The sequence below is a fragment of the Nocardia africana NBRC 100379 genome (genome assembly GCF_001612635.1).
Lineage (GTDB): Bacteria > Actinomycetota > Actinomycetes > Mycobacteriales > Mycobacteriaceae > Nocardia > Nocardia africana.
On record NZ_BDAV01000013.1, the window covers coordinates 311,429 to 337,460 of the forward strand.

Below are 26,032 nucleotides of genomic sequence, written 5' to 3' on the forward strand. Positions count from 1 at the left end.
CGGCGCCCTCCGACACGACCTAGCCCCGGGGTGCGGTACCGGCCGCCACCTCGTCGGGATAGCCGGGGTAGAACGGCACAAATCCCTGCTCGCGCCCCTTCAACACATAGACCGCGGTCGAGTCGTCGGGGGTGAATCCCTGCTTGCGCAGATCCACCTTGCGGCTCTTGAAGGTCGACGTGGTCTCCAGTTCGGGCACCACGCGGACGAACAGCGGCACCGCATACCCGGGCAGGCGGTCGTAGAGATGGACGGCCAGGGCGGAGCCGTCGAAGTCGGTGCCGGCGTCGAGGGTCACCGCGGCCATCCCCGCCTTGCCATCGGCTCCGGGCACGTCGACGCCGTACACCACGGCCTCGGTGATACCGGGCGCGCCGTCGAAGGCGCCCTCGACTTCGGTGGTTGCGACGTTCTCACCCTTCCAGCGGAAGGTGTCGCCGAGGCGGTCGACGAAGGCGATGTGGCGCCAATGCTGGTCGCGCACAAGATCTCCGGTGTCGAACCAGCAGTCGCCGTCGTCGAACGCGTTGCGCACCAGCTTCGATTCGGTCGCCGACTTGTCGGTATAGCCGTCGAACGGGGAGCGGTCGGTGACCTTCGCCAGCAGCAGGCCCACCCCGCCGGAGGCAACCTTGCGCAGCCGTCCGTCCGGGTATCGCTTCGCCTTACCGGTCTCCTCGTCGAATTCCACCACGGCGTAGGGCAGCGGCCCGAATCCGGCGGTGCGGTCCACGCCGAAGGCGTTGATGAAGGCGATATTTCCCTCACTCGCGCCGTAGAACTCCACCACCCGGCCGATGCCGAAGCGCCGCCGGAATTCGTCCCACAACTCCGGGCGCAGGCCGTTGCCGACGGCCAGCCGCACCGAATGTTCGTGTTCGCGGGGCGATTCCGGCTGGTTGAGCAGGTAGCGGCAGAGCTCGCCGATGTAGATGAAGGCCGTCGACCTGGTCGCGACGACCTCGTTCCAGAAGTTCGACACCGAGAATTTGCGCCCCAGCGCCAGCGTCGCCCGCGAGCCGAGCACCGCGCCGAGCGCGACCGTCAGCGCGTTGTTGTGATACAGCGGCAGGCAGCAATACATCGTGTCGCCGCCACGCAGGCGGATGCCCAGACCGCCCAGCCCGGCCATACTTTTCGTCCAGCGCAGATGGGTCATCACACTGGCCTTGGGCAGCCCGGTCGTGCCGGAGGTGAAGATCAGGAAGGCGCGCTCCCGGGCGCGCACGTCCGCGCACACCGCCGGATCCGCCGGATCGGCCGCGCGGGCCAACTCCTGCAATTCCTCCGTATACAGCAGGTTCGGCGGCGGCTCGGGCAGTGAGCGCACCGCCTCCTCGCATTCCTCGCCGACCACGTTGACCGTGCTGTCCAGCAGGCCGAAGCTGTGGGCGAGTACCTGTTCGCGCTGATTGTGATTGAGCAGCCCGACCGTCGCGCCCAGCTTCACCGTCGCCAGGACCACGAACAGCGTCTCGGGGCGGTTCGTCATCAGCACGCCCACCACATCGCCGCGGCGCACACCGCGCTGCGCCAGCACCTCGGCGAAGCAGTTCACTTCGATATTGGCCTCGCCGTAGGTGTATTCGCGGCCCTCGAAGCGCAGGAACGGCCGATTGGGGTACCGCCGTGCCGCCTTCTGGAAATACAGCCCGACCGAGGATTTGTCGTCGGGGCGCACCAGCATGCCGGTGGCGCCGCGCAGCATGCCCGGCGTCTCCACCGCCATCGCAGGCAGCCTGCGCACCAAATCCCAGAGACTGATCGTGTTTCGAGCCTCGGCGGTCACATTCTCCTCCAACGATTTCCGGTCGGGCCGTGTCGATTCCTAGGCGGTGTCGATTCGCGGCGCGGTCAGGGCTCGGAATGCGGATGCCACATCCGCGGTCACGGTAATCCGATCCAGTGCCGGCCGCCCGATGAATCCGGCCGCGCTCAGCTCGTCCAGCCACGCGAACAGGCCGCGGTAGTGGCCGTTGGGATCCAGCACCACCAGCGGCTTGCCGTGCAGCCCCAGATATCCGCCGGTCCACGCCTCGAAGAATTCCTCCAGCGTGCCGATTCCGCCCGGCAGGGTCAGGAAGGCGTCGGCGCGATCCTCCATGATCTGTTTGCGTTCGCGCATGGTGTCGGTGACGATCAGTTCGTCGCTGTCCACATCGGCGACTTCCTGATGCACCAGGCGTTTCGGGATCACGCCCGTGGTGCGGGCGCCTCCGGCGCGCGCGGCCACCGCCACCGCGCCCATCATCGACACGTGTCCGCCGCCGGAGACCAGTTGCCAACCGCGCCGGGCGATTTCACTACCCACATCGGCGGCCAGCTGCAACGCCCCGGGATCGGTGGCACTGGCCGAACAGTAGACACACACCGCGAACGGCTGCCCGCTCACCACTGATCCTCCTTCCCCGTGGACTCCTCGCCGCGGCGCGCGGCGGCCTGCAGCACGATGTCGATCAACTCCTCCACACTGTCGGTCACGTGCAGCAGTTCCAGATCAGCGGGCGCGATCTTGCCGGACCCGACCAGCGAATCGCGCAGCCAGTCCACCAGCCCCGCCCAGTAGCGGCTGCCGAACAGGATGACCGGGAAGCGGGTGATCTTGTGGGTCTGCACCAGAGTGAGCGCCTCGAACAGCTCGTCCAGGGTGCCGAAGCCGCCGGGCAGGCAGATGAACGCCTGGGAGTACTTGACGAACATCGTCTTGCGGGCGAAGAAGTAGCGGAAGTTGATGCCGAGGTCGACCCACTCGTTGAGCCCCTGTTCCATCGGCAACTCGATGCCGAGGCCCACGGAGTAGCCGCCCGCCTCACAGGCGCCGCGGTTGGCCGCCTCCATCACCCCGGGGCCGCCGCCGGTGATCACCGCGAAACCGGCCTCGGCCAGGGCGGCGCCGATGGCCCGCGCCGCCTCGTATTCGGGCGTATCCACCGGCGTCCGGGCGGAACCGAAAACCGCTACGGCCCTGGGGATTTCGGCGAGCGCACCGAAGCCCTCCACGAACTCGCTCTGGATCCGCAGCACCCGCCAGGGGTCGGTGTGCACCCAGTCGGTGGGTCCGCGGCCGTCGAGCAGATGCTGATCGGTGGTTCCGGTGCCCTGTTTGCGCGCCCGGCGCAACATGATCGGGCCGCGGTATTTCGGAGTGGACTTCGGTGATCTGGTCGATGCGGGCTCGGACGCGGTGGACATGGGACCGAACCTACCGGTTCAGCCCTTGTGACCGGTCAGGTAGTTGCGCAGGATCTCGGTGACGACGGTGATCTGACGGGTGGGCACCCGCTCGTCCACCTTGTGCGCCAGATTGGGGTCGCCGGGCCCGAAGTTGACCGCCGGGATGCCACGCGCGGCGAATCGCGACACGTCGGTCCAGCCGTATTTCGCGCGCACCCCGCCGCCGCCGTGCGCGTGGACGCGCTCCACCAGGTTCTTCGCGGCCGGAGCCGACAGACCCGGTAGCGCGCCGGGCGCACCGTCGGTCCGCTCGAAACTCACATCCAGTCCGTCGAACACCTCGCGCACGTGCTCGGTCGCCTCGGCGAGGGTGCGATCGGGTGCGAACCGGAAGTTCACCAGCACTTCCGCCTCGTCGGGCACCACGTTGCCGGCCACGCCGCCCTCGACCTTCACCGCGGACAGCCCCTCGCGATACACGCAACCGTCGATGTCCACCTCGCGCGGCACATAGTCGCGCAACCGCTGCAGGACCGGCGCCAGCTTGTGAATGGCGTTGTCGCCCAGCCACGCTCGCGCGGTGTGGGCACGGGTGCCGCCGAGGCCGAGGCGGACCCGCAGCGTGCCCTGGCAGCCGGCCTCGATCCACCCGCCCGACGGTTCGCCGAGGATGGCCAGATCCCCGTCCAGCCATTCCGGCAGTTCGCGTTCGATGCGGCCGAGACCGTTGTATTCGGCGGCGATCTCCTCGCAGTCGTAGAAGATCAGGGTCAGATCGCAGACCGGATCGGCGACGGTCGCGGCCAGGTGCAGGAACACCGCGTCGCCGGACTTCATGTCGACGCTGCCGCAGCCGAACAGCACCTCCTCACCGTCGATCGTCTCGAACCGGCCCGGCACGTTGTCGGCGATCGGCACGGTATCGAGGTGACCGGCCATGATCACCCGGTGCGGCAGCCCGCGATTCGTGCGAGCCAGCACGGTGTTGCCGTGGCGCAGCACCTCGAAACCCTCGGTCTGCTCGCGCAGCGCCCAGGCGACGGTGTCGGTGATCGCCGCCTCGTCGCGGGAGACGCTCGGGATATCGACGAGGGTCGCGGTGATCGAGATCGGGTCGGCGCGCAGATCGATGGTCACCGGACCAGCCTAATTGTTCGCTCCACTCACGACCGGCCGAGCGGCCCGGGCCGGGCGGCGCAGGGAGCCCACCGCCTCGCGATCCGCACCCAGTAGGCTGAGGTGCCGTGAGCACACAGGGAGCATCCGCAGTCGGCCTAGCGACGGTGACCGGGAACGGGACGGTCCTCGACACCTGGTACCCGTATCCGGAACTGGGCACGTTCGAGACGTCCGAGACCACGCGGCTGAGCCCGGCCGATCCCGAGTACGCGCGCTTCGCCGATCTGGTCGGCCCCGACGAGGCCCGCCGGGTCGAGGTCGTCGCGGTGCGCACCTCGATCGCGGACCTGTCGGCGCCGCCGATCGACACCCACGACGAATATCTGCGCCTGCACCTGCTCTCGCACCGTCTGGTCCGCCCGCACGGGCTGAGCCTGGAGGGGCAGTTCGGGCTGCTGGCCAATGTGGTGTGGACCAATCACGGCCCGTGCGCGGTCGAGGACTTCGAACTGGTGCGCGCGAAGTTGCGGGCCCGCGGCCCGGTCACCGTCTACGGCGTCGACAAATTCCCCCGCATGGTCGACTACGTGCTGCCCGCCGGCGTCCGCATCGCCGATGCCGACCGGGTGCGGCTGGGCGCGCATCTGGCCGAGGGCACCACGGTCATGCACGAGGGTTTCGTGAACTTCAACGCCGGCACGCTCGGCGCCTCCATGGTCGAGGGCCGCATCTCCGCCGGTGTGGTGGTCGGCGACGGTTCCGATGTGGGCGGCGGCGCGTCCATCATGGGCACCCTGTCCGGGGGCGGTAAGCAGGTCATCTCGATCGGCGAACGCTGCCTGCTCGGCGCGAACGCGGGCCTGGGCATCTCACTGGGCGACGATTGCGTCGTCGAGGCCGGCCTCTACGTCACCGCGGGCACCAAGGTCGCCCTGCCGGACGGCCGCACGATCAAAGCCTCCGAACTGTCCGGGCAGTCGAATCTGCTGTTCCGTCGCAACTCGCTGACCGGCAGCGTCGAGGTGGTCGCCCGCAAGGGCACCGGCATCGAACTCAACGCCGCCCTGCACGCCAACTGATCTCACGCACAACGCCCCTTCCCGCTCGTCATCCGATCCGAGCGCGGAAGGGGCGTTTCGCATAACCGCCCCTATTCGATTCCGAAGGCCAGCACGCGCTGTGGGGTGATGCGGATCAGTTCCCGCGAACCGCCCTCGAGGTAGGTCTCCACATCTCGCAAAGCCTGTGCCACGCCGCGGATTTCGAGGCAGCGCACCTGCCACGGATTCACCGAGGCGATATCGTCCACGACGAAGGCGACCCGCTCCTCCTTGGTGAGGTTGCGGAACTTCTGCGAGGCGCCCATGTTGTGACCCGCGATATCGATGGTGCCGAGGGCTTCGTTGTACCGGAAACCCACCGGGTTGTTCTGCGGCGATCCGTCCGGGCGGATGGTGGCCAGCCGACCCAGGCGTTGGCCCGCCAGATACTCGATCTGGGCTGCAGACAGCGTTGCGATCATGCGCCGACCTTAGAACCTCGAGTGCGGTACAGGTCAACCCGCAACGTTCCCGGCAGCGGATCGAGGGGTCAGCGCAACTGCTTCTTCTGCACCTTGCCCATGGCGTTGCGCGGCAGCTCGGTCACCATCAGCACCTCGCGCGGCCGTTTGTGCGCCGAGAGCTGCTGGGCGACGAAGTCGATCAGTTCCCGCTCCGAAATCGGGGTGTCGGCGCGCGGCACGACGTAGGCCCGGATGCGCTGCCCCAGATCCGCGTCCTCGATCCCGACGACCGCGACCTCGGCCACACTCGGGTGGCCGAGCAGGCAGGTTTCGACCTCCCCCGCCCCGACTCGGTACCCACCGGATTTGATCAGATCCACCGATTCCCGCCCGACGATGCGATGGAATCCCTCGGCATCGATCGCCGCCACATCGCCGGTGACGAACCAGCCGTCCTCGGTCCAGCTGTCGGCGGTGGCCTCGGGCCGGCCGAGATAGCCGTCGAACAACATGGGCCCGCGCACCTGCAGTCCGCCGATACTCTCGCCGTCGTGCGGAACCGGCGCCCCCGCCTCGTCGCGCAACCGGGTCTGCACACCCGCCACCGGCAGGCCGACCCAGCCCGGCCGGCGCTCGCCGTCGGCCCGGGTGGACAGGGTGATCATGGTTTCGCTCATGCCGTAACGCTCCACCGGCGCCTGCCCGGTCAGCTCACGCAGCCGTTCGAAGACCGGAACCGGCAGCGGCGCACTGCCGGAGACCAGCAGCCTTGCATTCGCCAATTCCTTTGCGGCACTGGGGTCTTCGGCGATTCGCGACCAGACCGTCGGCACGCCGAAGTACAGGGTGCCGGACGCGGCCGCATAGGCGGCGGGCGTGGGCTTGCCGGTGTGCACGAGCGGGCTGCCGACTCGCAGCGGTCCGAGCACGCCGAGGATCAGCCCGTGCACGTGGAACAGCGGAAGACCGTGGACCAGAACATCTTTCGAGGTCCACGACCACGCCTCGAACAGCGCGTCGAGACCCGCCGCGATGGCGCCGCGACTGAGCACGACCCCCTTGGGCGCACCCGTGGTCCCCGAGGTGTAGAGGATGAAAGCCGTGGTGTTCGCGGCCGGTTCGGGATGGCTGTGCCAGGAGCGGGCGTGTTTGCGCACCGGAATCACCGGCAGCGCGGAGTTGTCCGGTGCCGCACCGAGCCAGGCCCGCGCACCGGAATCGGCGAGGATGTGGTCCAGTTCGGCCGATCCCGCATCCGGCGGCACCGGCACGGCGGCGACCCCGGCGATGAGGCAGCCGAGGATTCCCAGCACGGTGGTGGCGGTCGGGCGGGCAAGAATCGCGACGCGGCCGGCCCCGGCGATGCGTTCGGCCACCGAGGTCGCGGCGCCGACCAGATCACTGCGCGAGAGCGTCTCACCGTCGATGGTGACCGCATCGGGAATGTCGTAGCCGGCGGCCACGGCGGCCGGATTCAGCGAGGGCAACAGCGGCAGCGAACCGTAGGACATCGGGCCAACCTATCAATCCGGCTCGGTCATCCGGCACCGCCGGCGCCCTCCCCCGCCGGGCGGCCCATTGCGAATTCGTCTCGTCGTCGCGCGGCCGTTGACAGGGCATTGAGGTGGTGAGACTGTCGAAGTACAGTCTTCTCACGCGGAGATGGGGGTCGACGATGACCACGTCCATTCGCACGTCGCCCGGGCAACCGGTCGCCGAATACGATGTCGCGGCACACCTGGACGGTTCGGCCGCCTTCTTCGGCGCCGCGGTCAACGTCATCATGCAGCTGTCGCTTCCACCCGTCGGCTACGGCGTGGTGGAGAGCACCGTCGACAGCGGCAAGGTGATGCTGCATCCGGTCAAACGCACCCGCACCACGCTGACCTACCTCGCCGTGGCCATGCTGGGTAGCGACGACGAACGCGCCGCCTACCGCGCGGCGGTGAACTGGCAGCACCGCCATGTTCGCTCGACCGCGCAGAGCCCGGTCAAGTACAACGCCTTCGATCCAAAGCTGCAGCTGTGGGTGGCGGCCTGCCTGTACTGGGGTTCACGCGACCTCTACGAGCGCATGCACGGCCCGATGCCCGAGCAGGAGGCCGAGGCCTTCTACCGCCACGCCGCCCGGTTCGGGACCACACTGCAGATGCCGCAGGCGATGTGGCCGGCCGATCGCGCCGCCTTCGATACCTACTGGAACCGGCAGATCGCCGAGGTCCGGATCGATCCGACGATCCGCGCGTACTTCGACGATCTGATTGATCTGAAGATGTTCCCCCCTCCGGTTCGCTTGCCGTTCAAGCGATTTCACCGCTGGGTGGTCGCCGGTTTGCTGCCGCCGAATCTGCGCGCGCAGATGGAGATGCCGTGGACGGCGGCCGACGACCGCCGCCTGGCCCGGCTGCTGCACGCGGTCGGCGCGGTGGAGGAGCGAGTTCCCAAGCAGCTCAAGATGTTTCCGGTCAACGCCTACATGCTCGACATGAGGATCCGGCGGCGCTTGGGGCTGCGGCTCGTGTGATCCGGACTCCGGGTGAGCGATCCGGAAGACGTGGCGGCGGCACCGGGACGACCAGGGAATCCGGCGACTAGGGGATCCGGAAACCGGGAACCACGTGGTCGCGGGCGAACTGCCGGCAGGCGGCCTCGTCGTCCACCGGGATCAGCGTTTGCGGAGTCAGCGCGAGCGAGAGCGCGTTGCGTGCGACGAGTTCGGCCAGCGGCAGCGGATCGTAGTGCGGCAGTTTGCCTTCCGACTGCAGGCGGGTGATGAATTCGGCGACGTAGTCGCGTCCCAGCTCGATCACCGGCGCGCCCTGTACGGTGAGATAGGGCAGCACGACCTCCGGTTCGGTGGTCAGCAGCCGGTCCAGCAGTTTGTTGCCGCGCAACCCGTCCAGGAAGGCGACGAACAGTTCGACGATCTGATCCTCGGCGCTGGCGTCGCGATCGATCTGGCGCTGCACCGCGGCGTCGACCTGTTCCACGAACTGGCGCGCCTGCCACAGGCCGACGGCCTGAATCAGATCGGATTTACCGGCGAAGCGCCGGTACAGCGTCGCCAGCGACAGCCGCCCGCGCCGCGCGACCTCGACCATGCTGGTGCGTTTGATGCCGAAATCCAGGAAGGCCAGCAGTGCCGCGTCGAGTACCGTGGTCTGATTGCGGTCCTCCGGACCCGCGCCGCGAACCAGCGGCAGGAGCCGAGTCGACAGTTTGGTCGAGCCGGTCATGGTCGTTCCTCTCCTTCGCCCGGGTCGCGGACACGGTGACGCTCTCATCATCCCATATGGTCAGCGCTCTGATTGACATGATGCCACCCCGATGAGAAGGTTTATACGAAAGCTTCTCACATTCTCTCGCCGATCGGCGGGGAGGAACAGGAGACGAGTCGACGATGACCGCCCCCCTGCGCGCGACCGGCTACCAGCCCGAAATTCCGGGCGACGAGCTCACCCCGGAGACGGTGCGCGAACACATCGACGGCGTGGCCGCCTTCCTCGGCGGCGCGGCGAACGTGATCATGCAGCTCAGCCACCCGCCGGTCGGCTACGGCGTGCTGGAGAGCACAGTCGACAGCGGCAAGGTGACGCTGCACCCGCTCAAGCGGCTGCGGACCACGCTGACCTATCTGGCCGTGGCCTGGCTGGGCAACGACGAGGACGTGCGGAGCTATCGGGAGGCGGTCAACGCCTCGCACCGCCCGGTGCATTCGGGCCCGGACAGCCCGGTCAAGTACAACGCCTTCGATCCGAAACTGCAGCTGTGGGTGGCGGCCTGCCTGTACTGGGGTGTCGACGATCTGTACCAGCGCATGCGCGGACCGATGGATCCCGAACTCGCCGAACGTTTCTACCGCTACAGCGTCCGGCTCGGCACCGGGCTGCAGATGCGCCCGGAGATGTGGCCGGCCGACCGGGACGCGTTCTACGCGTACTGGGAGGAGAACCTCGCGACGAAGACCATCGACGAACCTGTGCGCCGCTACTTCGACGATCTGATCGATCTGAAGATGCAGCCGCGCCTGATTCGGTTGCTGGCCGGGCGTTTCCACCGGTTCACCGTCACCGCCCTGCTTCCGCAGCACCTGCGCGACGAGATGGGGATGCGCTGGACCGCACGCGACGAACGCCGGTTCCGGCTCGTCCTGCGCGCGATCTCGGCGGTATGGACGCGGATGCCCACGGTGATCCGGGTCTTCCCGTTCAACTTCTATCTCGCGGATATGCGGCTGCGCCGGCGCTTCGGGCGACCGCTGGTCTGATTCAGCGCTCGGCGAGGGCGCGCAGGAAGAAGCCGAGGTTGGCCGGGCGTTCGGCCAGCCTCCGCATCAGGTAGCCGTACCACTGGTTGCCGTAGGGGATGTAGACCCGCACCGCGTGGCCGTCCTCGGCGAGGCGTCGCTGTTCCTCGGAGCGGATGCCGTAGAGCATCTGGAATTCGAAATCGCCCGGTGCGCGGCCGTTCCGGCCGGCCATGTCGTGGGCGGCGGTGATCATGACCGGGTCGTGGGTGGCGACCATCGGATACCCCGAACCGGCCATGAGGAGTTCCAGGCACCGCAGGTACGACTCGTCCACATCGGCTGTGCGCTGGTAGGCGACATATTCCGGCTCGCGATACGCGCCCTTGCACAACCGGATTCGCGCGCCCTCGGCCGCGGCGATGCGGCAGCGATCCTCCGCGCGGCGCAGATAGGTCTGGGTGGCGACCGCCAGCCAGGGATAGTCGGCACGCACCATGTGCACGGTCGACTCGGTGGTTTCGGTGGTGGTGTGGTCCTCCGCGTCGACCGTGATCCACACCCCCGCCTGCTGCGCCCGCTCGCACAGCGTGTGCAGATTCGCGGTGGCGATCTCGGGGCCGTCGAGCCCCAGCGACTGCCCCAGCGCGGACAGCTTCACCGAAACCTCCACCGGTGCAACGGATTGCACCGACCACGATCGGTTCCATCGGGCCAGGAGATTCCATCGGGCCAGGTCGTCGATCAGTGCCAGATATTCGGCGACCGCGTCGTCGGCCATCGACCGCTCGGTCGTGTACTCACCGAGAAAGTCGACGCTCACCATCCGGCCGCTGTCCAGTAGCGCGGCGACGACCGGAGCGAGGTCGGTGCGCGTTTCACCGGCCACGAATCGATGCACGACCTCCGCGGTGACCGGAAACCCGGTGATCGCCCGCTTCATCCGCAACGAACCGGCGGCGGCGAGGATGGCAGGACGCAGCGGGTTCATCGTCGTGCCCTTCCGGACGCGCCCACCGGTTCGCCGTTCATTCCGACTCCATATGCGGATAGCGGTAATCGGTCGGTGGAACGAAGGTTTCCTTCAGTGTGCGGGGCGCGACCCAGCGCAACAGGTTCAGATACGACCCGGCCTTGTCGTCGGTGCCCGATGCGCGCGCACCGCCGAAGGGCTGCTGGCCGACCACCGCGCCGGTCGGCTTGTCGTTGATGTAGAAATTGCCCGCGGTGAAGCGCAGCGTGGTGGCGGCCCGGTCGATCGCGACCCGATCGCGGGCGAAGACCGCGCCGGTCAGCGCATAGGGCGCCGCCGAATCCACTTCCGCGAGTACCGAATCGAAGGCCTCGGGGTGATCGTCGTCGTAGACGTACACCGCCAGGATCGGGCCGAAGTACTCGGTGGTGAACGCGTCGTCGCGGGGGGTATCGGCGATGAGCACGGTGGGCTGGACGAAGAAGCCCTCGCTGTCGTCGTAGGTGCCGCCGGCCGGAATGCCCAGACCGGCCGCGCGAGCCCGCTCGATCGCGGCGACGTTCTTGTCGTAGGCGCGCCGATCGATCACGGCCCCACCGAAATTCGTCAGATCGGCCACGTCGCCGTAGCTCAGTTCGTCGACCTGGGTGAGGAAATCGTCGCCCATCTCCCGCCACAGCGAGCGCGGAATGTAGGCGCGGGAGGCGGCCGAACACTTCTGCCCCTGATATTCGTAGGCGCCACGAATCAGCGCGGTGCGCAACGCGTCCGGATCGGCCGAGCGATGCGCCAGGACGAAATCCTTCCCGCCGGTCTCCCCCACCAGCCGCGGATATCCATGGTAGTGACCGATATTCGAGCTCACCCGCTGCCACAGGTGCTGGAAGGTGCGGGTCGAACCGGTGAAGTGGATGCCCGCCAGGCGCGGATCGGTCAGCGCGACCTCGGACAGTTCGATCCCGTCACCGGTGACCAGATTGATGACCCCCGGCGGCAGCCCGGCCTCCTCGAGCACCCGCATCGTGTAGTACGCCGCCAGCGTCTGGGTGGGCGAGGGCTTCCACACCACGGTATTGCCCATCAGCGCGGGCGCGGTCGGCAGATTCCCGGCGATCGCGCTGAAGTTGAACGGGGTGATCGCGTAGACGAATCCCTCGAGCGGGCGATAATCCATCCGATTCCACACGCCCGCAGACGATTCCGGCTGCTGCGCCAGGATGTGGCTCGCGAAGGCGACGTTGAACCGCCAGAAGTCCACCAGCTCACAGGGCGCGTCGATCTCGGCCTGATACGCCGATTTCGACTGCCCCAGCATGGTCGCGGCGGCCACCGTCTCCCGCCACGGCCCGGCCAGCAGATCGGCGGCCCGCAGCAGCACCGCGGCGCGTTCGGTGAACGGCAGCGCCCGCCACTGCGGCGCCGCGGCCGCCGCGGCCTCGATCGCGGCCCGGCCCTCCTCCTGAGTCACATCGGCGTACGTGCCCAGCGTGTGCGCGTGCCGATGCGGCATCACGATCTCGGACCGGGGCCCGGTCCCCGGCCGATGCTTGCCGCCGATCACCAGCGGCACATCGACCGTTCGCCCGGAGATTTCGGCAAGTTTGCCGATCAGTAGTTCTCGTTCCCGGCTCCCCGGCGCATACGAGTGAACCGGCTCGTTCGCCGGAGTCGGGACAACCGTGACAGCGTCCATAACGCCAGGCTAGTCCGCTCCCGCACCGATGCTGCGGTAAACCGACGAGTACGACGCGCGTCGCGTCGCCGGCGGATTGCTGATCGAGCCGGGGCGCGGCCCGGCCGCCGTCTCAGGCGGACAGCCGGACCGCAGCCGCCGCGATGCGCTCGTCGGTCGCGGTGAGGGCGATGCGCACGTGCTCGGTGCCGGTGGGGCCGTAGAAGTCACCGGGTGCGGCGAGGATGCCGCGCTCGGCGAGCCAGTCCAGCGTGGTGCGGCAGTTCTCGCCGCGCGTGGACCACAGGTACAGGCCGGCCTCGGAGTGGTCGATGCGGAAACCCGCCTCCTGCAACGCCTTTCGCAGCACCTCGCGGCGGGCGCGGTAGCGTTCGCGCTGCTGCGCCTCGTGCCGGTCGTCGGCCAGTGCGGCGGTCATCGCGACCTGGATCGGGTACGGGACCATCATGCCGGAATGTTTGCGCACCTCCAGCAGCTCCCGGATCAGCTCGACGTCGCCGGTGACGAAACCGGCCCGGTAGCTGGCCAGATTCGAGGTCTTCGACAGCGAGTGGATGGCCAGCAGGCCGGTGTGGTCGCCGTCGCTGACGCGCGGGTCGAGGATGGAAACCGCCTCGGCATCCCAGGTCAGGCCCAGGTAGCACTCGTCGGAGGCGACGATCGCGCCGCGTTCGCGGGCGAAGGACACCACCTTGCGCAGATGGTCGATGCCGAGCACCCGGCCGGTGGGGTTGGACGGCGAGTTCAGGTAGATCAGCGCCGGCGATTCGGGGCCGAGCCGAGTCATGCCGTCCGCGCGCAGGATTCGCGACCCCGACAGCAGCGCACCCACCTCGTAGGTCGGATACGCCACCTCGGGGATCACCACCAGATCGGCGGGGCCCAGACCCAGCAGTCGCGGCAATCCGGCGATCAACTCCTTGGTGCCGATTACCGGCAGCACGGCATCGGAGCCGATACCGGACATGCCGAAGCGGCGCGCGACCGCCGCCACCGCGGCCTCCCGCAATTCGGAGGTGCCGTAGGTGGCGGGATAACCGGGTACGTCGGCGGCCGAGTCGAGCGCGGCGCGGATCAGCGGGTCGACCGGGTCGACCGGCGTGCCCACCGACAGGTCGACGATGCCGTCGGGATGCGCCGCGGCGCGGGCCTTGGCCCCGGCGATGGTGTCCCAGGGAAAATCGGGCAGCAGACTGCTGACCCGCACACGATCGCGGATCACCGAGGCGCTACCTACTCGTTCGCCATCGGCGGTAGCGCGGCGATGAACGGCGGGTCGTAGTCGGTCTTGCCGACCTTGGTGGCGCCACCGGGCGAACCGAGGTCGTCGAAGAAATCGACATTGGCGTTGACGTAGCCGCTCCACTGATCCGGGGTGTCGTCTTCGTAGAAGATCGCCTCCACCGGGCACACGGGCTCACATGCACCACAGTCCACGCACTCGTCCGGATGGATGTACAGCATGCGATTGCCCTCGTAGATGCAGTCCACGGGGCATTCCTCGATGCACGCCTTGTCCTTCACGTCAACGCACGGTTCAGCGATGATGTACGGCACTGCCGTTCTCCTAGTCTGTCCTTGCCTGCGGGACACTTCCGCCCGCGCAACAGTATCCCGGGGACTCACATTACAACTGGTCAGCCTTGCCTAACTTGCCGATCCCGGCGGGATGCGACACACCGTCTCCGGCGGTGTTCACTACGCCGGTCCGGCGGTGTCCGATTCGCCGGTCCGGCGGTGTCCGATTCGCCGGTCCGGCGGTATGCGCGACGCCGTTTCCGGAGCTCCGAGGCTCCGGCTCCGGAGGCGACGCCGCGTCGCGATCAGCCGACCGTCAGTGGCAGGGCCGACACCTGGTGTTTCGGTATCCCGTAGGTGGTGGTGCGCTCCCGCACCGGGCGACCGATCCCGGCGCCGATCTCGACCAGTTCGGCCACCGACTTCGCCGAGCCGTGCTCCGATCCGGCCATCCGGGAAATGGTCTCCTCCATCAACGTACCGCCCAGATCGTTGGCGCCGCCGTTGAGCATCACCTGAGTGCCGGTGATGCCCAGTTTCACCCAGCTGGTCTGGATATTGGCGATGCGCCCGTGCAGCATGATGCGGGCCAGCGCGTGCGCGGCGCGGTTGTCCCGGATCGTCGGCCCCGGCCGCGACGCACCCGCCAGATACAGCGGCGCGCTCTGGTGCACGAACGGCAGCAGCACGAATTCGGTGAACCCGCCGGTCTCGTCCTGGATGCCGCGCAGCACCCGCAGGTGGCCGACCCAGTGCTTCGGATTGTCGACGTGGCCGTACATCATCGTCGAACTCGACCGAATGCCCAGTTTGTGCGCGGTGGTGATCACCTCGATCCATGCCGAGGTGGGCAGTTTGCCCTTGGTGAGCACCCAGCGCACCTCGTCGTCCAGAATCTCGGCGGCGGTGCCCGGAATCGTGTCCAGCCCAGCCTCTTTCAGCGCCGCGAGCCAATCGTGCACGCTCTGACCGCCGCGCGAGGCGCCGTTGACGATCTCCATCGGGCTGAACGCGTGCACATGCATCGACGGCACCCGCTTCTTGACCGCCCGCACCAGATCGGCATACCCGGTGACCGGCAGATCGGGGTCGATCCCGCCCTGCATACACACCTCGGTGGCACCCTCGACATACGCTTCCCAGGCGCGTTCGGCGACCTCGTCGGCGGAGAGGGTGAAGGCGTCGGCATCGCCCTTGCGCTGGGCGAATGCGCAGAACCGGCAGCCGGTGTAGCAGATATTGGTGAAGTTGATATTGCGGTTCACCACGTAGGTGACATCGTCGCCGACGGTGTCGCGGCGCAGCTGATCGGCCAGCGCGGCGATGGCGTCGAGTTCCGCGCCGTCGGCGGTGGCCAGCGCCAGGTACTGGTCGTCGGTGAGCCCGGCCGGATCCTTCTCCGCGGCGCGCAGCGCGCTCAACACGTCGGTATCGAGTTTCACCGGCGCGCTGAGCGAAAGTACTTGTTCCCGAACGGTTTCCCAGTCGCCGAAGGCGCCGAGGCCGTCACTGTCGAGCCCGGAATCGCTGCGCGACTCGGTATTGCGGCCCTCGGTGTCGATGGCGGTGTTGAGATCCACCCGGCCCAGCGACTCCCAGGACTGGTCGGGTTCCTGCCACGGGCGACCGGCGGGATTCACGTCGCGGGCCAGCCCCGTGCGCGGATCGGCCAGCGCGGCAACATGTCCCAGCACCCGCGGATCGATCCAGGGATTGCCGGCGAGCACATACTTCGGATGAGCCGTCAGCCGCTCGGTCAGCGCATAGCCGGCCTGCGCGGTCACCTCGGCGAGCACCTCGAGGTTCGGCCACGGCCGCTCCGGATTCACATGGTCGGGGGTGAGTGGCGACACCCCGCCCCAATCATCGATACCGGCAGCGATCAGGGCCCGGCACTCGTCGAGCGACACCAGATTCGGCGGGGCCTGAATCCGCATCTTGGGTCCCAGCAGCAACCGCGTCACCGCGATCGTGGCGCGGAACTCCGCGAGATCCGCATCGGGGGTGTCGCGCATGGCGGTATCGGACTTGGCCAGGAAGTTCTGCACGATCACCTCCTGCACATGCCCGAACGCCTTGTGCGACTTGCGGATCGCGAGAAGGGAGTCGACACGCTCGGCATAGGTCTCACCGATGCCGACGAGGATGCCGGTGGTGAACGGGATGCTCAGCCGTCCGGCGTCGGTGAGGGCGCGCAGCCGGACCTGCGGATCCTTGTCCGGGCTGCCGTAATGCGCCTGACCACGCTCGGTGAACAGGCGCTCGGAGGTGGTCTCCAGCATCATGCCCATCGAGGGGGCGACCGGCTTGAGCCGCGACATCTCCGCCCAGCTCATCACCCCGGGATTCAGATGCGGCAGCAGGCCGGTTTCCTCGAGCACCCGGATCGACATGGCGCGCACGTAGTCGAGGGTGGAATCGTAACCGCGCTCGTCCAGCCACTGCCGCGCCTCCGGCCAGCGATCCTCCGGGCGGTCCCCCAGCGTGAAAAGCGCTTCTTTACAACCCAATTCGGCGCCCTTGCGGGCGATATCGAGAACCTCGTCGGGTTCCAGATACATGCCGTGCCCCTCGGCGCGCAGCTTGCCGGGCACGGTCACGAACGTGCAGTAATGACATTTGTCGCGACACAGGCGGGTGAGCGGAATGAACACCTTGCGCGAATAGGTGATGGGCAGGGTGTCCCCGGAATACGCCTCCCGCAGCCCCGCATCCCGCACCCGCGCCGCGGACGCGGCCAGATCCTCGAGGTCCGCACCACGTGCGTGCAGGAGCACCACGGCCTCGTCGAGATTGAGCGTCGCCCCGTCGCGCGCACGCCGCAGGGCTCTGCGCATGGCCGAAGAACTCGGCGGAACGGGCGGTACACCAGGAGTCGGTAGCCCAGTGTGCGGTTGTTCGTTCACGCCGTCGATCATGCGCCAACCATCCGAGTGTTCTCCCTTCGGTGCCCTGTGACGTGAGACAACCCGGCGGCCTTCACGGGTTATTCCTGATTCCGGCGACCAGTTTGCCTCCGGGAATACAGCGTCGACGACTGTGCTGGTGAGAGCACTACCGGCTAGAATTCCGGACCCACCGGATACAGACGAGGCGGCGATGCCATGCGATTCGGGTTACACGGTCTGGGAATCGGCTCCGGATCCCGGCCGGAGATCATCGACGCGACCGCCCAGCAGGCCGAACGCCGCGGCTTCGCCACGCTGTGGTGCGGCGAGCACGTCGTGATGGTCGACGATTCGTCGTCCACCTACCCCTACTCCGACGACGGCCGCATCGCCGTCCCGGCCACCGCCGACTGGCTCGATCCGTTCACCTGCCTGACCTACGCCGCCGCGGTCACCTCGACCATCCACCTGGCCACCGGCGTCGTCCTCCTCCCCGAGCACAACCCGGTGATCATGGCGAAACAGGCCGCGTCCCTGGACCGGCTCAGCGGTGGCCGACTCCGTCTCGGCATCGGCATCGGCTGGTCCGAGGACGAGTTCGACGCGCTGGGCATCCCCTTCGTAGGGCGAGCGGCCCGCACCGCCGACTACGTCCACGCCATCCGAACGCTGTGGCGCGACGACCCGGCGACCTACGCCTCCGAACACGTCTCGTTCCGCACCATCCGCGTCAACCCGAAACCCACGCAAACCCACCTGCCGATCCTGGTCGGGGGAAACAGCGACCGCGCGCTGCGCCGAGTAGCCGCCTGGGGAGACGGCTGGTACGGCTTCAACCTCGACACCGTGTCGACAGTCCGCGACCGGATACACCTCCTGACCCGGTTCTGCACCGACGCCGGCCGCGACATCGCCGACCTGCACCTCGCGGTGGCACTACGCACCCCGGCCCGCGCGGACATCGCCGAACTGAGCGACCTCGGCGTCACCGAACTCGTCCTGGTGGACATGCCGCCGGAAAGCCCGGACGAGTGCATCGGCTGGGTCGATCGCCTCGCCGACCGCTGGTTCACCTGATCGAACCGATCACCGCACCCGGCAAACGGCTTCACCGGCCGCGCCCGATTCCATGTCACGATGGCTGGTATGACCCGGTCGCCGGAAGTCTCGCCCGCGCGCACGATCTTGGCCGCTCCGGCGTGGCGGGCCAGTCGGCGGGCACCGCTGTTGTGGGCGACCGGGCCCGCGATTTTCTGGGCGTTCGTGCTGGTCGGCGGGCTGGTGTGGGTGGTGCTGGACGGCTCGCATCGGGGGTGGGCGCTCGCTCTGGTGGCGGCGACGGTGGTCGCGGCGGGGTTCAGCGTGGTGGTTGTACCGATGTGGCGGTATGCGGTGCATCGGTGGGAGGTGACCGAGAGCGCGGTCTACACGCGGACGGGGTGGTTCAACCAGGAGAGCCGGGTCGCGCCGATCACGCGGGTGCAGACGGTCGATACGCATCGGGGGCCGTTGGAGCGGATGTTCGGGTTGGCGACGGTCACGGTGACCACGGCATCCTCGGCGGGGGCGGTGCGGATCGCGGCGCTGGATCTGGAGGTCGCCGAGCGCACGGTGAATCACCTGACCGATATCGCGTCGATTCATCGGGAGGATGCGACGTGAGTGGTCCGCGGGTGGGGACGGTGGCCGACGATTGGCGGCGGCTGGATATGCGGATGCTGCTCGTGCATCCGGTGCGGGAGTTGTTCAAATACATTCCGGTGCTGCTGGGCGCGGTGATCGTCGGAACCCAGAGCGGCGGGCCGGCGTGGAGTCCGGTGGCGGTCGCGGTGGTGATCGTGGCGTTCGCGTTGACTCGGTGGTTCACCACCAGTTACCGGATCGGCGCCGATACCGTGCAGCTGCGCCGGGGCCTGCTGCAGCGGCGGACCTTGACGGTGCCGCGGTCGCGAATTCGGTCGGTGGACGTGCACGCGGACCTGATGCATCGGCTGCTCGGATTGGTGGTGCTGGTCATCGGCACCGGGCAGCATGCCCATCGGGAGAAGCGGTTTCACCTCGACGGGGTGGATGCGCGGCAGGTTCCCGAGCTGCGGGCACTGTTGTTGCGGCCGGTGGAGAATACGCAGTCGGACACCGGCGCTACCGGCGGCGAATCCGACGCGCTCGCGGACGACGCGATCGAGATCGGGCACTGGCGGCCGCGCTGGGTCCGGTACGCGCCGCTGTCGCTGACCGGCCTCGCCATTGTCGGACCGGTGATCGGCCTCGCCGCGAAGGTCGGCGTCGCCGATGTGCTGGTGCGTTCGGAAGCCGTGCGGGACCTCACGGAGCACAGTGCGGTGTTCATCGCCCTGGCCGTGACGGGCGCGGTCGTGGTGCTGCTGGTGATCGCGGCCATTGCCGCGTGCATCCGATATCTCACAACGTATTTCGGTCTGCGTGTGCTCGACGACGGCACAGCGCTGCATATCCGCGGCGGCCTGTTCACCACCCGCCAGACCACGCTCGATCTCTCGCGACTGCGCGGTGCGACCGTCAAGGAACCGCTGCTGCTCCGGCTGGCCGGCGGCGCCGAACTCGAAGCGATCATGACCGGCACCAGCCCGCGCCAGAAGCTGCTTCCCCAGGCCCCGCGCGCCGCCGTCGACCGCACTCTGGCCCAGCTACTCACCAGCCGTCCTCGTCGCGGAACGGCTGCTTCCGCGAGCGATCACGCTGCACCACACCATCTCTGGGACGACCCCGCAACCGCCGCCGCTCCCGCCTTGGTAGCACTCGAACAGCACGGCCCGCGCGCGCGACGGCGGCGCTACACGCGTGCCTTCATTCCGGTGTGGATTCTTCTCGCCGCCTTGGCCGCGATACTCGTTGCCGGACTGCATGTTCCACCGTGGGCATGGGCAGTTCCGGCGATCGTCGCGCTCGTGGCGGCGGCTCTGGCACACGATCGATATCGCGGACTGGGGCATGCGGTGATCCCGTCGGACGGTGAGCGTCCGGTCTGGCTGATCACGCGGCGCGGGGCGCTCGATCGTGACCGTGACTGCCTGGAGGCGCCGGGCGTGATCGGGTGGACCGTCCGGCAGACCTTTTTCCAGCGGCGGGCGGGGCTGGCGACAGTGATCGCGGCCAGTGCGGCGGGGAAGAAGAAATACAGCATCGTGGATCTGCCCATCGAACGGGCATGGGCGCTGATCGACCAGGTGACGCCCGGCCGGCTGGGCACGCGCGCGGAACGCAACGCGGCCCCTGTTCCGCCACCGGGCTCCGCGCCGGACAACGCCGTCGCGCAACCGCGCGGAGCGTGAGGCCGACGCTCCTTCACGGCACCGATCACCGAACCTCATGTGATCGACAGTTCTCCTACGGAGACGCAGAACAGCACCGAAAAACTGGCCAATATCAGGAGTGGTGTTGCCTATAAGTAAGCGCAGATTCACGCATCGTGATACAACTCACCCCAGTGTTGTGAAAGGTGAGCTTTTATGGATCCCACAGCGAAGCAGCGCGCAGCCCTGGGCCTGATCTGCGATACGTTCACTCCGGGCGACGGGCTCAGTTTGCCGTCGGCGACCGAACTCGGTTCCGTGGCTACGGTCTTCGACATCCTGAGTCGCAACCCGCGCCCCTCCGAGGCGAAACAGCTCGCCACCCTGCTCGATCTGTGGGATTCCCGAGTGGCGGGAGTGCTGCTCGGCAACCGGGGCCGGCGCTTCTCGGCGCTGACCGCCGACGAACGCGAGCGCACCCTCCTGCGCCTCGGCGATTCCCGAATCGCGGTGAAGCGCACCCTGTTCCAGGCGCTCAAGCAGGCCGCGCTGCTGTCCTACAACGTCACACCCGGCCCGACCGGCAGCCACCCCCTGTGGAAGGCCATCGACTACCCGGGCCCGCCCGGCACCCTCGCCTCCGCCCCGGCGCCTGCGCTCTCCGTGCTGCGTCCGACCGAAGCGACCACACTGACCTGCGATGTCGTCATCGTCGGTTCGGGCGCGGGGGGTGGCACCGCCGCCGCCGTACTGGCCGAGGCGGGTCTCGACGTGATCGTGCTGGAACGCGGAAACTATTACGACGATCGCGATTTCGGCACCGGCGAACTCGACGCGCTGCTCAACCTCTACGCTCCCGGCCCGCCCGCCACCGCCGAAGGTCAGATCACCCTGGTCGCCGGCACCTGCCTGGGCGGCGGGACGGTGGTCAACTGGAGCACCTCGCTGCGCACCCCCGACGAGGTGCGCGCCGAATGGGCCGGGCTCGGCGTGCCGCAGTTCGCGCAGGACGAATACACCGCCGCCCTCGACGCGGTGACCGGCCGCCTCGGCGTCAACGATCGTCACTCCCCGCTCTCGGCGCGCGACGGCGTGCTGGAACGCGGCGCCACGGCCCTGGGCTGGCATATCGACACCCTGCCCCGCAATGTCGGCGACGCCTGCGACGCCGGTGTCGAATGCGGTCGCTGCCCCTACGGCTGCCGCGTCGGCGCCAAGCAGTCGGTCACCAAGACCTGGCTCGCCGATGCCGCCGGACACGGCGCCCGATTCGTGGTCGACGCGAACGTGCGTCGCATCCGCGTGAACAACGGTCGCGCCGAGGGCGTCTCGGCCGTGAGTTCGAACGGCACCCCGATCGAGGTGTCGGCACGCGCCGTGGTCGTGGCCGCCGGTGCGGTGCAGACCCCGGCGCTGCTGCGGCGATCGGGCCTGGGCAACAAGAACATCGGCAACTATCTGCGACTGCATCCCGCCGCGGCGGTCTTCGGCGTCTTCGACGAGCCGATCCGGCCGTGGGAGGGCGGTATGCAGGCCCGGATCAGCCGCCGGCACCGCGATCTGGACGGCAACGGCTACGGCGTCATCTACGAGACCGGACCCATCCATCCCGGGATGGGCGTCGGCTTCATGAACTGGCGCGGCGCGGCGGCCTATCGGAAGAATCTGCTGGAACTGCACAAGTCGGTGGCCCTGGGCGTGATAACCCGCGACCGCGACCACGGCAGTGTCGGCGTCGACAAGAACGGCGAACCGGTGGTCTCCTATCGGCTTTCCGACCACGATCGCGGCCATCTGCACACCGGAATCATCGGCGCCGCAGAGATTCTCGAGGCCGCCGGGGCACGCCGCATCTATTCCGGCCAGCAGGCCGGCCCCGCCTACGAGCCCGGCCGCGCCGGGTCGCACGCCGAATTCGCCGCCGCCTGCGCCGCCGCCGGTTACGGACCCGGACAGTGCGCGATGGGCGCGCTGCACATCATGGGTTCGGCGCGGATGGGCGGCTCACCGGTCATGTCGGCGGTCGACCCCGACGGCGCCACCTGGGACGTGAAGAACATCGTCGTCGCCGACGCGTCCTGTTTTCCCACCGCGTCCGGGGTGAATCCGATGGTCTCGATCGAGGCGATCGCCTACATGAACGCGAAACGCCTTGCGGCACGGTTGCACTGAGCCGTATCAGAGCCCGCGAATACCGTCCAGCAGCGCCTGCAGCAGGCCGACGTCGGACGCCTCGTCCGGACGGGGCTGGCGGTATTCGAGGCGCCCGTCGTCGATGAGGTCGCCGACGAGGACCTTCGTCATGGTCAGCGGAAGTCCCAGCCGCGCGGCGACTTCCGCGACCGACTGTGGAGTGCGGCACAATTCCACGATCGCGGCGTATTCGGGTTCGTGGCGGCGCAGCGCCGTGCCCTGCCCGATATCGACGACCAGGGTCAGCATATCCAGTTCCGGGCGGTTGCTGCGGCCCCGCCCCTGCGTGACCGCGTACAACCGGACCAGTGGTCCGGCCTCGTCGTCGAACCAGGCGTCACCGTCGTTCACGGTGACTCATCGTCGGTCGACGGCGAGATGTGAACCGACCCGCTGCACGGTCTGGTTCATCGCATACGCGACCATGCCCAGATCGGCGTTGTCCGCGGCCAGCAGGCCCAGGCAGGCGTTGTCGCCCGCGGCGGTGATGAACAGCACCGCCCGGTCGAGTTCCACCATGGTCTGGCAGACACCCCCGGCGTCGAAATGGTGTCCGGCGCTGCGGGCCAGGCTGTGCAGCGCGGAAGCCATCGCACAGAATCGCTCGGCATCGGAGTTCTCCAGCTCCGAGGAATTGCCCAGCAGCAGTCCGTCGGTGGACAGCAGGACCGCGTAGCGCACACCGGTGAGACCCTTCACCAGATCGTCGAGCAGCCAGCCGACGTCACTTCGGTTGGGATTAGCCATCTTCACCCTCGTCTGTGTCGAAATGAGATGCCGTGGAGCCGGTTTCTGCAGCGGGTCGGCGGCCCTGCCGGGTGCCCCGCTCGACGGCGCTGATCAGGTTGCGAGCTTGATCGGCGGTGCGTTGCCGAACGGTATTCGTGCCGGCCGCCGGCGTATCGGCGCGATCGGCCGAACGCACCCGGCGCGGCAGCGGCGGTCGGCCCTCACCGGCGCGAACCACGCCCGACGTGGTCACGGGCGCACCGAACACTCCGGTCGCGGGCGCTGAATCCATGTGCTCGGAAGCCGAGGTGAACCAGGCCGAGCGCCGTGGGCTCGGGTCCGGATCGGCGGCCGGTGGCGTCGACGCCTCGGTCGACACCGGAACGTCCTCGGCGACAACCGCTTCGGCGCGGGCGGCCGAAGCGCTGGTCGCCGGTCCGAGCGCGGCGAATTCCCCGGTGGCGGGTCCCGGATCCTCGAAGTCCGTACCGTTGACGTCGCCGCCTTCGAGCACCGGCGTGCCGATCAGCACCACCGCGCGCACGCCGCCGTACACCGACTCGCGCAGCTTCACCGAAATGCCGTGGCGGTTGGCCAGTTTCGCGACCACGAACAGTCCGAGGCGGGTGTCGCTGGAGAGTGCGGCCACGCTGAACTCCGGCGGATGCGACAGCATCTCGTTGCGCCGGTCGAGTTCGTCGGCGGTCATGCCCAGGCCCTGATCGACGATCTCCACCGCGACCCCGCGTCCGACCACCGCGGCATGCACCTCCACCCGCGCCTGTGGGGGCGAATACGAGGTGGCGTTGTCCATCAGTTCGGCCAGCAGGTGGATCAGGTCGGCGACCGCGGTGCCCATCACCCTGGTGCGTGGTATGCGGCCGATGCGAATTCTGGTGTAGTCCAAGCTTTCCGCGACCGCACCGCGAATCACCTCGATCAGCGGCACCGGATTGCGCCAGCGCCGCCCGGGCTGCTTACCGCCGAGGATGATCAGGTTCTCGGCGTTGCGGCGGGCGCGGGTCGCCAAATGGTCGAGCTGGAACAGCAATTCGAGCTGGTCGGCGTTCTCCTCACGTCGCTCGGCCTGATCCAGCAGGGCCAGCTGGCGATGCACCAGCGCCTGGCTGCGATGGGCGATATCGAGGAAGATCGTGTTGATACCGGCGCGGGTATTCGATTCCGCGACCGCCGCCGAGACCGCCGCCACCTGCGCCCGGTTGAACGCCTGCGCGACCTGGCCGAGTTCGTCGGAACCGAAGTCCAGCCGCGACACCTCCAGCGAGGCGTCCACGGTCTCACCGGCCGATACCCGGCGCATGATGTCGGGCAACCGCTCGTCGGCCAATTCCAGTGTGTCGCGGCGCAATCGGCGCATCCGGCCGATGAATCGGTTCGCCAGCACCAGCGAGGCGAGGAAGGCCAGAATCGACACCAGCAACACCGCGCCGCCGCCGGCCAGCGACCCGATCGCGGTGCGGTCACCCTGATCCCGCGCCTCGGCATGCGCGTCCCGGCTCTTGTCCTGCCACAGCGTCAGCAGTGCGGACGCGATCTGCGCCGAGCCGTCCTGCCAGGCCTGCGGGGTCATCGGCAGCGGCTTCGCGGTCTGCCGGGTCGTGCGCGAACGCGTGGTGTCACCGGCCCGCGTACTCGCGTCGGCATCGTCGGTGCCCGGCATCGGACCGCGCGCCGCGATCGCGTCGGCCATCTCGTTGATCTGCGCCCACGCCGGGCTGGTCATGATCGCGTCGAGCTGATCCGCGCGTTGGCCCTTCAGCACCGAGAGCGAATAGGCGATCTGGCCGCGGAATTCCCCCAGATAATCGATGTACTGCGTCCACTGCGCGGGCGTCGACGTACCTGTCACCACGAATAATTCACCCAGTGCCGTGGCTTCGGACAGCGCCTCGGCGGCGCGCATCACCTGGACGGCATAGCCGAGTTGGACGGCGATGCCGGCGTCCGGCGCGACGCGGGCCGCCAGCATCGAGGCGTCGATGATGGCCGCGGTGAAACGGCTGAACAACCCGAAGACCTGATCGGGCGGCGCCTGACCGGAATCGACGCCGCGACGCACCAGCGGCAACTGCGCGAGCAGCTGACCGTAGGCGGCGATATCGGCTCCGGAGTTGTCCGGATTCATCTTCTGCGCCTCGTTGCCCTTGGCGGTGAGGGCGGCCAGCGCCACATCCGAGCGCTGCCGCGCCGCCGCCAATTGTGCTGTGGCGCTGGGATCACCCGCCAGCTGCAGCATCGAGAGCCGGCGCTCCTCCCCGAAGGTCTCCATGATGGCGACCGCCGGAGCCGCGGTGCTGCTGGCCAGTTCGGCCCACTGCCGGGCATCGCGGCCCGACCGCACCAGATACGATGCCGCGCCCACCCCGATGGCGAGCAACGTGACGCTGGAGATCAGCACGATCGCGAGCAGGCGCACGCGCACACTGACCCGCCCGCGCACACCCCGGCTCATCAGTCCGAGCCAGCGCGAATTCGTGGTGTTCACAGGCAATCCAGGAAGCTTCGACCACTCAACCACGGGTGATCTTCCTGTTGTCGGGCGATGTCCGCGCGCATTCGGATCTCGGCGCACCCGAGCCAACCGGCCAGCTGAGCAACCGGCCCCCACTTCCTAACCACACCGCCCGCCGGGCGGCAGAACCACAGATAACGCCTGAGAGACTAACCGACCCTCCGGCCCGCTACAGCGGTTCGCCGATATC

The 26,032-nt window shown here is 68.3% G+C and carries 22 protein-coding genes; 7 read left to right on the forward strand and 15 right to left on the reverse strand.

Annotation, left to right across the window (positions count from 1 at the left end; all coding sequences use genetic code 11):
- Nucleotides 1–19: 19 nt before the first annotated feature.
- From NA3_RS24510 to dapE, 4 genes are read right to left on the reverse strand one after another with little or no spacing between them, the layout of a single operon-like run.
- Nucleotides 20–1,789: a long-chain-acyl-CoA synthetase gene (locus NA3_RS24510; RefSeq protein WP_062966067.1), complete on the reverse strand. Its 1,770-nt coding sequence runs from the start codon at nucleotides 1,787–1,789 to the stop codon at nucleotides 20–22.
- 39 nt (nucleotides 1,790–1,828) lie between these two features.
- Nucleotides 1,829–2,392 (reverse strand): LOG family protein, encoded by a 564-nt coding sequence (locus tag NA3_RS24515; protein WP_128145561.1) that lies wholly within the window; start codon nucleotides 2,390–2,392, stop codon nucleotides 1,829–1,831.
- On the reverse strand, nucleotides 2,389–3,192 hold the full coding sequence (locus NA3_RS24520) for an LOG family protein (protein ID WP_062965975.1): 804 nt from the start codon (nucleotides 3,190–3,192) through the stop codon (nucleotides 2,389–2,391). The genes NA3_RS24515 and NA3_RS24520 overlap by 4 nt, the downstream gene beginning before the upstream one ends.
- Nucleotides 3,193–3,210: 18 nt before the next feature.
- Nucleotides 3,211–4,311 carry a succinyl-diaminopimelate desuccinylase gene (dapE, locus tag NA3_RS24525; RefSeq protein ID WP_062965976.1) on the reverse strand — a complete coding sequence of 367 codons (1,101 nt, stop codon included), beginning with the start codon at nucleotides 4,309–4,311 and terminating at the stop codon, nucleotides 3,211–3,213.
- Between the two features lie 107 nt (nucleotides 4,312–4,418).
- Between dapE and dapD the strand changes: the two genes are divergently transcribed.
- Nucleotides 4,419–5,372, forward strand: coding sequence for a 2,3,4,5-tetrahydropyridine-2,6-dicarboxylate N-succinyltransferase (gene dapD / locus NA3_RS24530; RefSeq protein WP_062965977.1), 954 nt, complete (start codon nucleotides 4,419–4,421; stop codon nucleotides 5,370–5,372).
- Between the two features lie 71 nt (nucleotides 5,373–5,443).
- On the opposite strand, the gene NA3_RS24535 is transcribed toward dapD, so the two are convergent.
- Together NA3_RS24535 and NA3_RS24540 are read right to left on the reverse strand one after the other, a co-directional pair.
- Nucleotides 5,444–5,815, reverse strand: a complete 372-nt coding sequence (locus NA3_RS24535) for a PPOX class F420-dependent oxidoreductase (protein WP_062965978.1) — start codon at nucleotides 5,813–5,815, stop codon at nucleotides 5,444–5,446.
- Between the two features lie 68 nt (nucleotides 5,816–5,883).
- Entirely contained in the window at nucleotides 5,884–7,308 is a 1,425-nt protein-coding gene (locus NA3_RS24540) for an acyl-CoA synthetase (protein ID WP_062965979.1), read from the reverse strand.
- 164 nt (nucleotides 7,309–7,472) lie between these two features.
- Here NA3_RS24540 and NA3_RS24545 point away from each other — a divergent pair, with 164 nt between their 5' ends.
- Nucleotides 7,473–8,321, forward strand: a complete 849-nt coding sequence (locus NA3_RS24545) for an oxygenase MpaB family protein (RefSeq protein ID WP_062965980.1) — start codon at nucleotides 7,473–7,475, stop codon at nucleotides 8,319–8,321.
- Nucleotides 8,322–8,388: 67 nt separating this feature from the next.
- On the opposite strand, the gene NA3_RS24550 is transcribed toward NA3_RS24545, so the two are convergent.
- Nucleotides 8,389–9,033, reverse strand: coding sequence for a TetR/AcrR family transcriptional regulator (locus NA3_RS24550; protein ID WP_062965981.1), 645 nt, complete (start codon nucleotides 9,031–9,033; stop codon nucleotides 8,389–8,391).
- 164 nt (nucleotides 9,034–9,197) lie between these two features.
- Between NA3_RS24550 and NA3_RS24555 the strand changes: the two genes are divergently transcribed.
- Nucleotides 9,198–10,064: an oxygenase MpaB family protein gene (locus NA3_RS24555; protein WP_062965982.1), complete on the forward strand. Its 867-nt coding sequence runs from the start codon at nucleotides 9,198–9,200 to the stop codon at nucleotides 10,062–10,064.
- Between the two features lies 1 nt (nucleotide 10,065).
- Here the strand turns inward: NA3_RS24555 and NA3_RS24560 are convergent, their stop codons facing one another.
- The 5 genes from NA3_RS24560 to NA3_RS24580 form a co-directional block, all read right to left on the reverse strand.
- Entirely contained in the window at nucleotides 10,066–11,034 is a 969-nt protein-coding gene (locus NA3_RS24560) for a proline dehydrogenase family protein (RefSeq protein WP_062965983.1), read from the reverse strand.
- 37 nt (nucleotides 11,035–11,071) lie between these two features.
- Complete coding sequence (gene pruA, locus NA3_RS24565; protein WP_062965984.1) at nucleotides 11,072–12,709, reverse strand: L-glutamate gamma-semialdehyde dehydrogenase; 1,638 nt, start codon at nucleotides 12,707–12,709, stop codon at nucleotides 11,072–11,074.
- A gap of 112 nt (nucleotides 12,710–12,821) precedes the next feature.
- Complete coding sequence (gene dapC / locus NA3_RS24570; RefSeq protein ID WP_062966068.1) at nucleotides 12,822–13,928, reverse strand: succinyldiaminopimelate transaminase; 1,107 nt, start codon at nucleotides 13,926–13,928, stop codon at nucleotides 12,822–12,824.
- Between the two features lie 14 nt (nucleotides 13,929–13,942).
- Nucleotides 13,943–14,266 (reverse strand): ferredoxin, encoded by a 324-nt coding sequence (gene fdxA, locus NA3_RS38245; protein WP_062965985.1) that lies wholly within the window; start codon nucleotides 14,264–14,266, stop codon nucleotides 13,943–13,945.
- A gap of 266 nt (nucleotides 14,267–14,532) precedes the next feature.
- On the reverse strand, nucleotides 14,533–17,145 hold the full coding sequence (locus NA3_RS24580) for a bifunctional FO biosynthesis protein CofGH (protein WP_062965986.1): 2,613 nt from the start codon (nucleotides 17,143–17,145) through the stop codon (nucleotides 14,533–14,535).
- A 186-nt stretch (nucleotides 17,146–17,331) separates the two neighbouring features.
- Here NA3_RS24580 and NA3_RS24585 point away from each other — a divergent pair, with 186 nt between their 5' ends.
- The 4 genes from NA3_RS24585 (at nucleotide 17,332) to NA3_RS24600 (ending at nucleotide 22,559) form a co-directional block, all read left to right on the forward strand.
- Nucleotides 17,332–18,192: an LLM class F420-dependent oxidoreductase gene (locus NA3_RS24585; RefSeq protein WP_062965987.1), complete on the forward strand. Its 861-nt coding sequence runs from the start codon at nucleotides 17,332–17,334 to the stop codon at nucleotides 18,190–18,192.
- A 60-nt stretch (nucleotides 18,193–18,252) separates the two neighbouring features.
- Nucleotides 18,253–18,777 (forward strand): PH domain-containing protein, encoded by a 525-nt coding sequence (locus NA3_RS24590; RefSeq protein WP_227995547.1) that lies wholly within the window; start codon nucleotides 18,253–18,255, stop codon nucleotides 18,775–18,777.
- The gene (locus tag NA3_RS24595) at nucleotides 18,774–20,426 is read left to right on the forward strand and encodes a PH domain-containing protein (RefSeq protein WP_308189586.1); all 1,653 of its coding nucleotides are present in this window, start codon (nucleotides 18,774–18,776) and stop codon (nucleotides 20,424–20,426) included. Before NA3_RS24590 ends, NA3_RS24595 begins: the two co-directional genes overlap by 4 nt.
- Nucleotides 20,427–20,603: 177 nt before the next feature.
- Nucleotides 20,604–22,559: a GMC family oxidoreductase N-terminal domain-containing protein gene (locus NA3_RS24600; protein ID WP_062965989.1), complete on the forward strand. Its 1,956-nt coding sequence runs from the start codon at nucleotides 20,604–20,606 to the stop codon at nucleotides 22,557–22,559.
- Nucleotides 22,560–22,565: 6 nt separating this feature from the next.
- Here NA3_RS24600 and NA3_RS24605 read toward each other — a convergent pair whose 3' ends face one another.
- Genes NA3_RS24605 through NA3_RS24615 form a run of 3 tightly spaced genes read right to left on the reverse strand, consistent with a single transcriptional unit; the run spans nucleotide 22,566 to nucleotide 25,815 of the window.
- On the reverse strand, nucleotides 22,566–22,931 hold the full coding sequence (locus NA3_RS24605; protein ID WP_062965990.1) for a DUF742 domain-containing protein: 366 nt from the start codon (nucleotides 22,929–22,931) through the stop codon (nucleotides 22,566–22,568).
- Between the two features lie 6 nt (nucleotides 22,932–22,937).
- Nucleotides 22,938–23,327, reverse strand: a complete 390-nt coding sequence (locus tag NA3_RS24610) for a roadblock/LC7 domain-containing protein (protein ID WP_030514865.1) — start codon at nucleotides 23,325–23,327, stop codon at nucleotides 22,938–22,940.
- The gene (locus NA3_RS24615) at nucleotides 23,320–25,815 is read right to left on the reverse strand and encodes a sensor histidine kinase (protein ID WP_062965991.1); all 2,496 of its coding nucleotides are present in this window, start codon (nucleotides 25,813–25,815) and stop codon (nucleotides 23,320–23,322) included. The genes NA3_RS24610 and NA3_RS24615 overlap by 8 nt, the downstream gene beginning before the upstream one ends.
- Between the last annotated feature and the right edge of the window lie 217 nt (nucleotides 25,816–26,032).

Bases quoted from the DNA above. Each gene is read 5' to 3' on its own strand.
- NA3_RS24520 (WP_062965975.1), bottom strand. From the start codon at position 3,192: ATGTCCACCGCGTCCGAGCCCGCATCGACCAGATCACCGAAGTCCACT.
- NA3_RS24535 (WP_062965978.1), bottom strand. From the start codon at position 5,815: ATGATCGCAACGCTGTCTGCAGCCCAGATCGAGTATCTGGCGGGCCAA.
- NA3_RS24540 (WP_062965979.1), bottom strand. From the start codon at position 7,308: ATGTCCTACGGTTCGCTGCCGCTGTTGCCCTCGCTGAATCCGGCCGCC.
- NA3_RS24545 (WP_062965980.1), top strand. From the start codon at position 7,473: ATGACCACGTCCATTCGCACGTCGCCCGGGCAACCGGTCGCCGAATAC.
- NA3_RS24550 (WP_062965981.1), bottom strand. From the start codon at position 9,033: ATGACCGGCTCGACCAAACTGTCGACTCGGCTCCTGCCGCTGGTTCGC.
- NA3_RS24555 (WP_062965982.1), top strand. From the start codon at position 9,198: ATGACCGCCCCCCTGCGCGCGACCGGCTACCAGCCCGAAATTCCGGGC.
- NA3_RS24560 (WP_062965983.1), bottom strand. From the start codon at position 11,034: ATGAACCCGCTGCGTCCTGCCATCCTCGCCGCCGCCGGTTCGTTGCGG.
- pruA (WP_062965984.1), bottom strand. From the start codon at position 12,709: ATGGACGCTGTCACGGTTGTCCCGACTCCGGCGAACGAGCCGGTTCAC.
- NA3_RS24580 (WP_062965986.1), bottom strand. From the start codon at position 17,145: ATGATCGACGGCGTGAACGAACAACCGCACACTGGGCTACCGACTCCT.
- NA3_RS24585 (WP_062965987.1), top strand. From the start codon at position 17,332: ATGCGATTCGGGTTACACGGTCTGGGAATCGGCTCCGGATCCCGGCCG.
- NA3_RS24590 (WP_227995547.1), top strand. From the start codon at position 18,253: ATGGCTGGTATGACCCGGTCGCCGGAAGTCTCGCCCGCGCGCACGATC.
- NA3_RS24600 (WP_062965989.1), top strand. From the start codon at position 20,604: ATGGATCCCACAGCGAAGCAGCGCGCAGCCCTGGGCCTGATCTGCGAT.
- NA3_RS24610 (WP_030514865.1), bottom strand. From the start codon at position 23,327: ATGGCTAATCCCAACCGAAGTGACGTCGGCTGGCTGCTCGACGATCTG.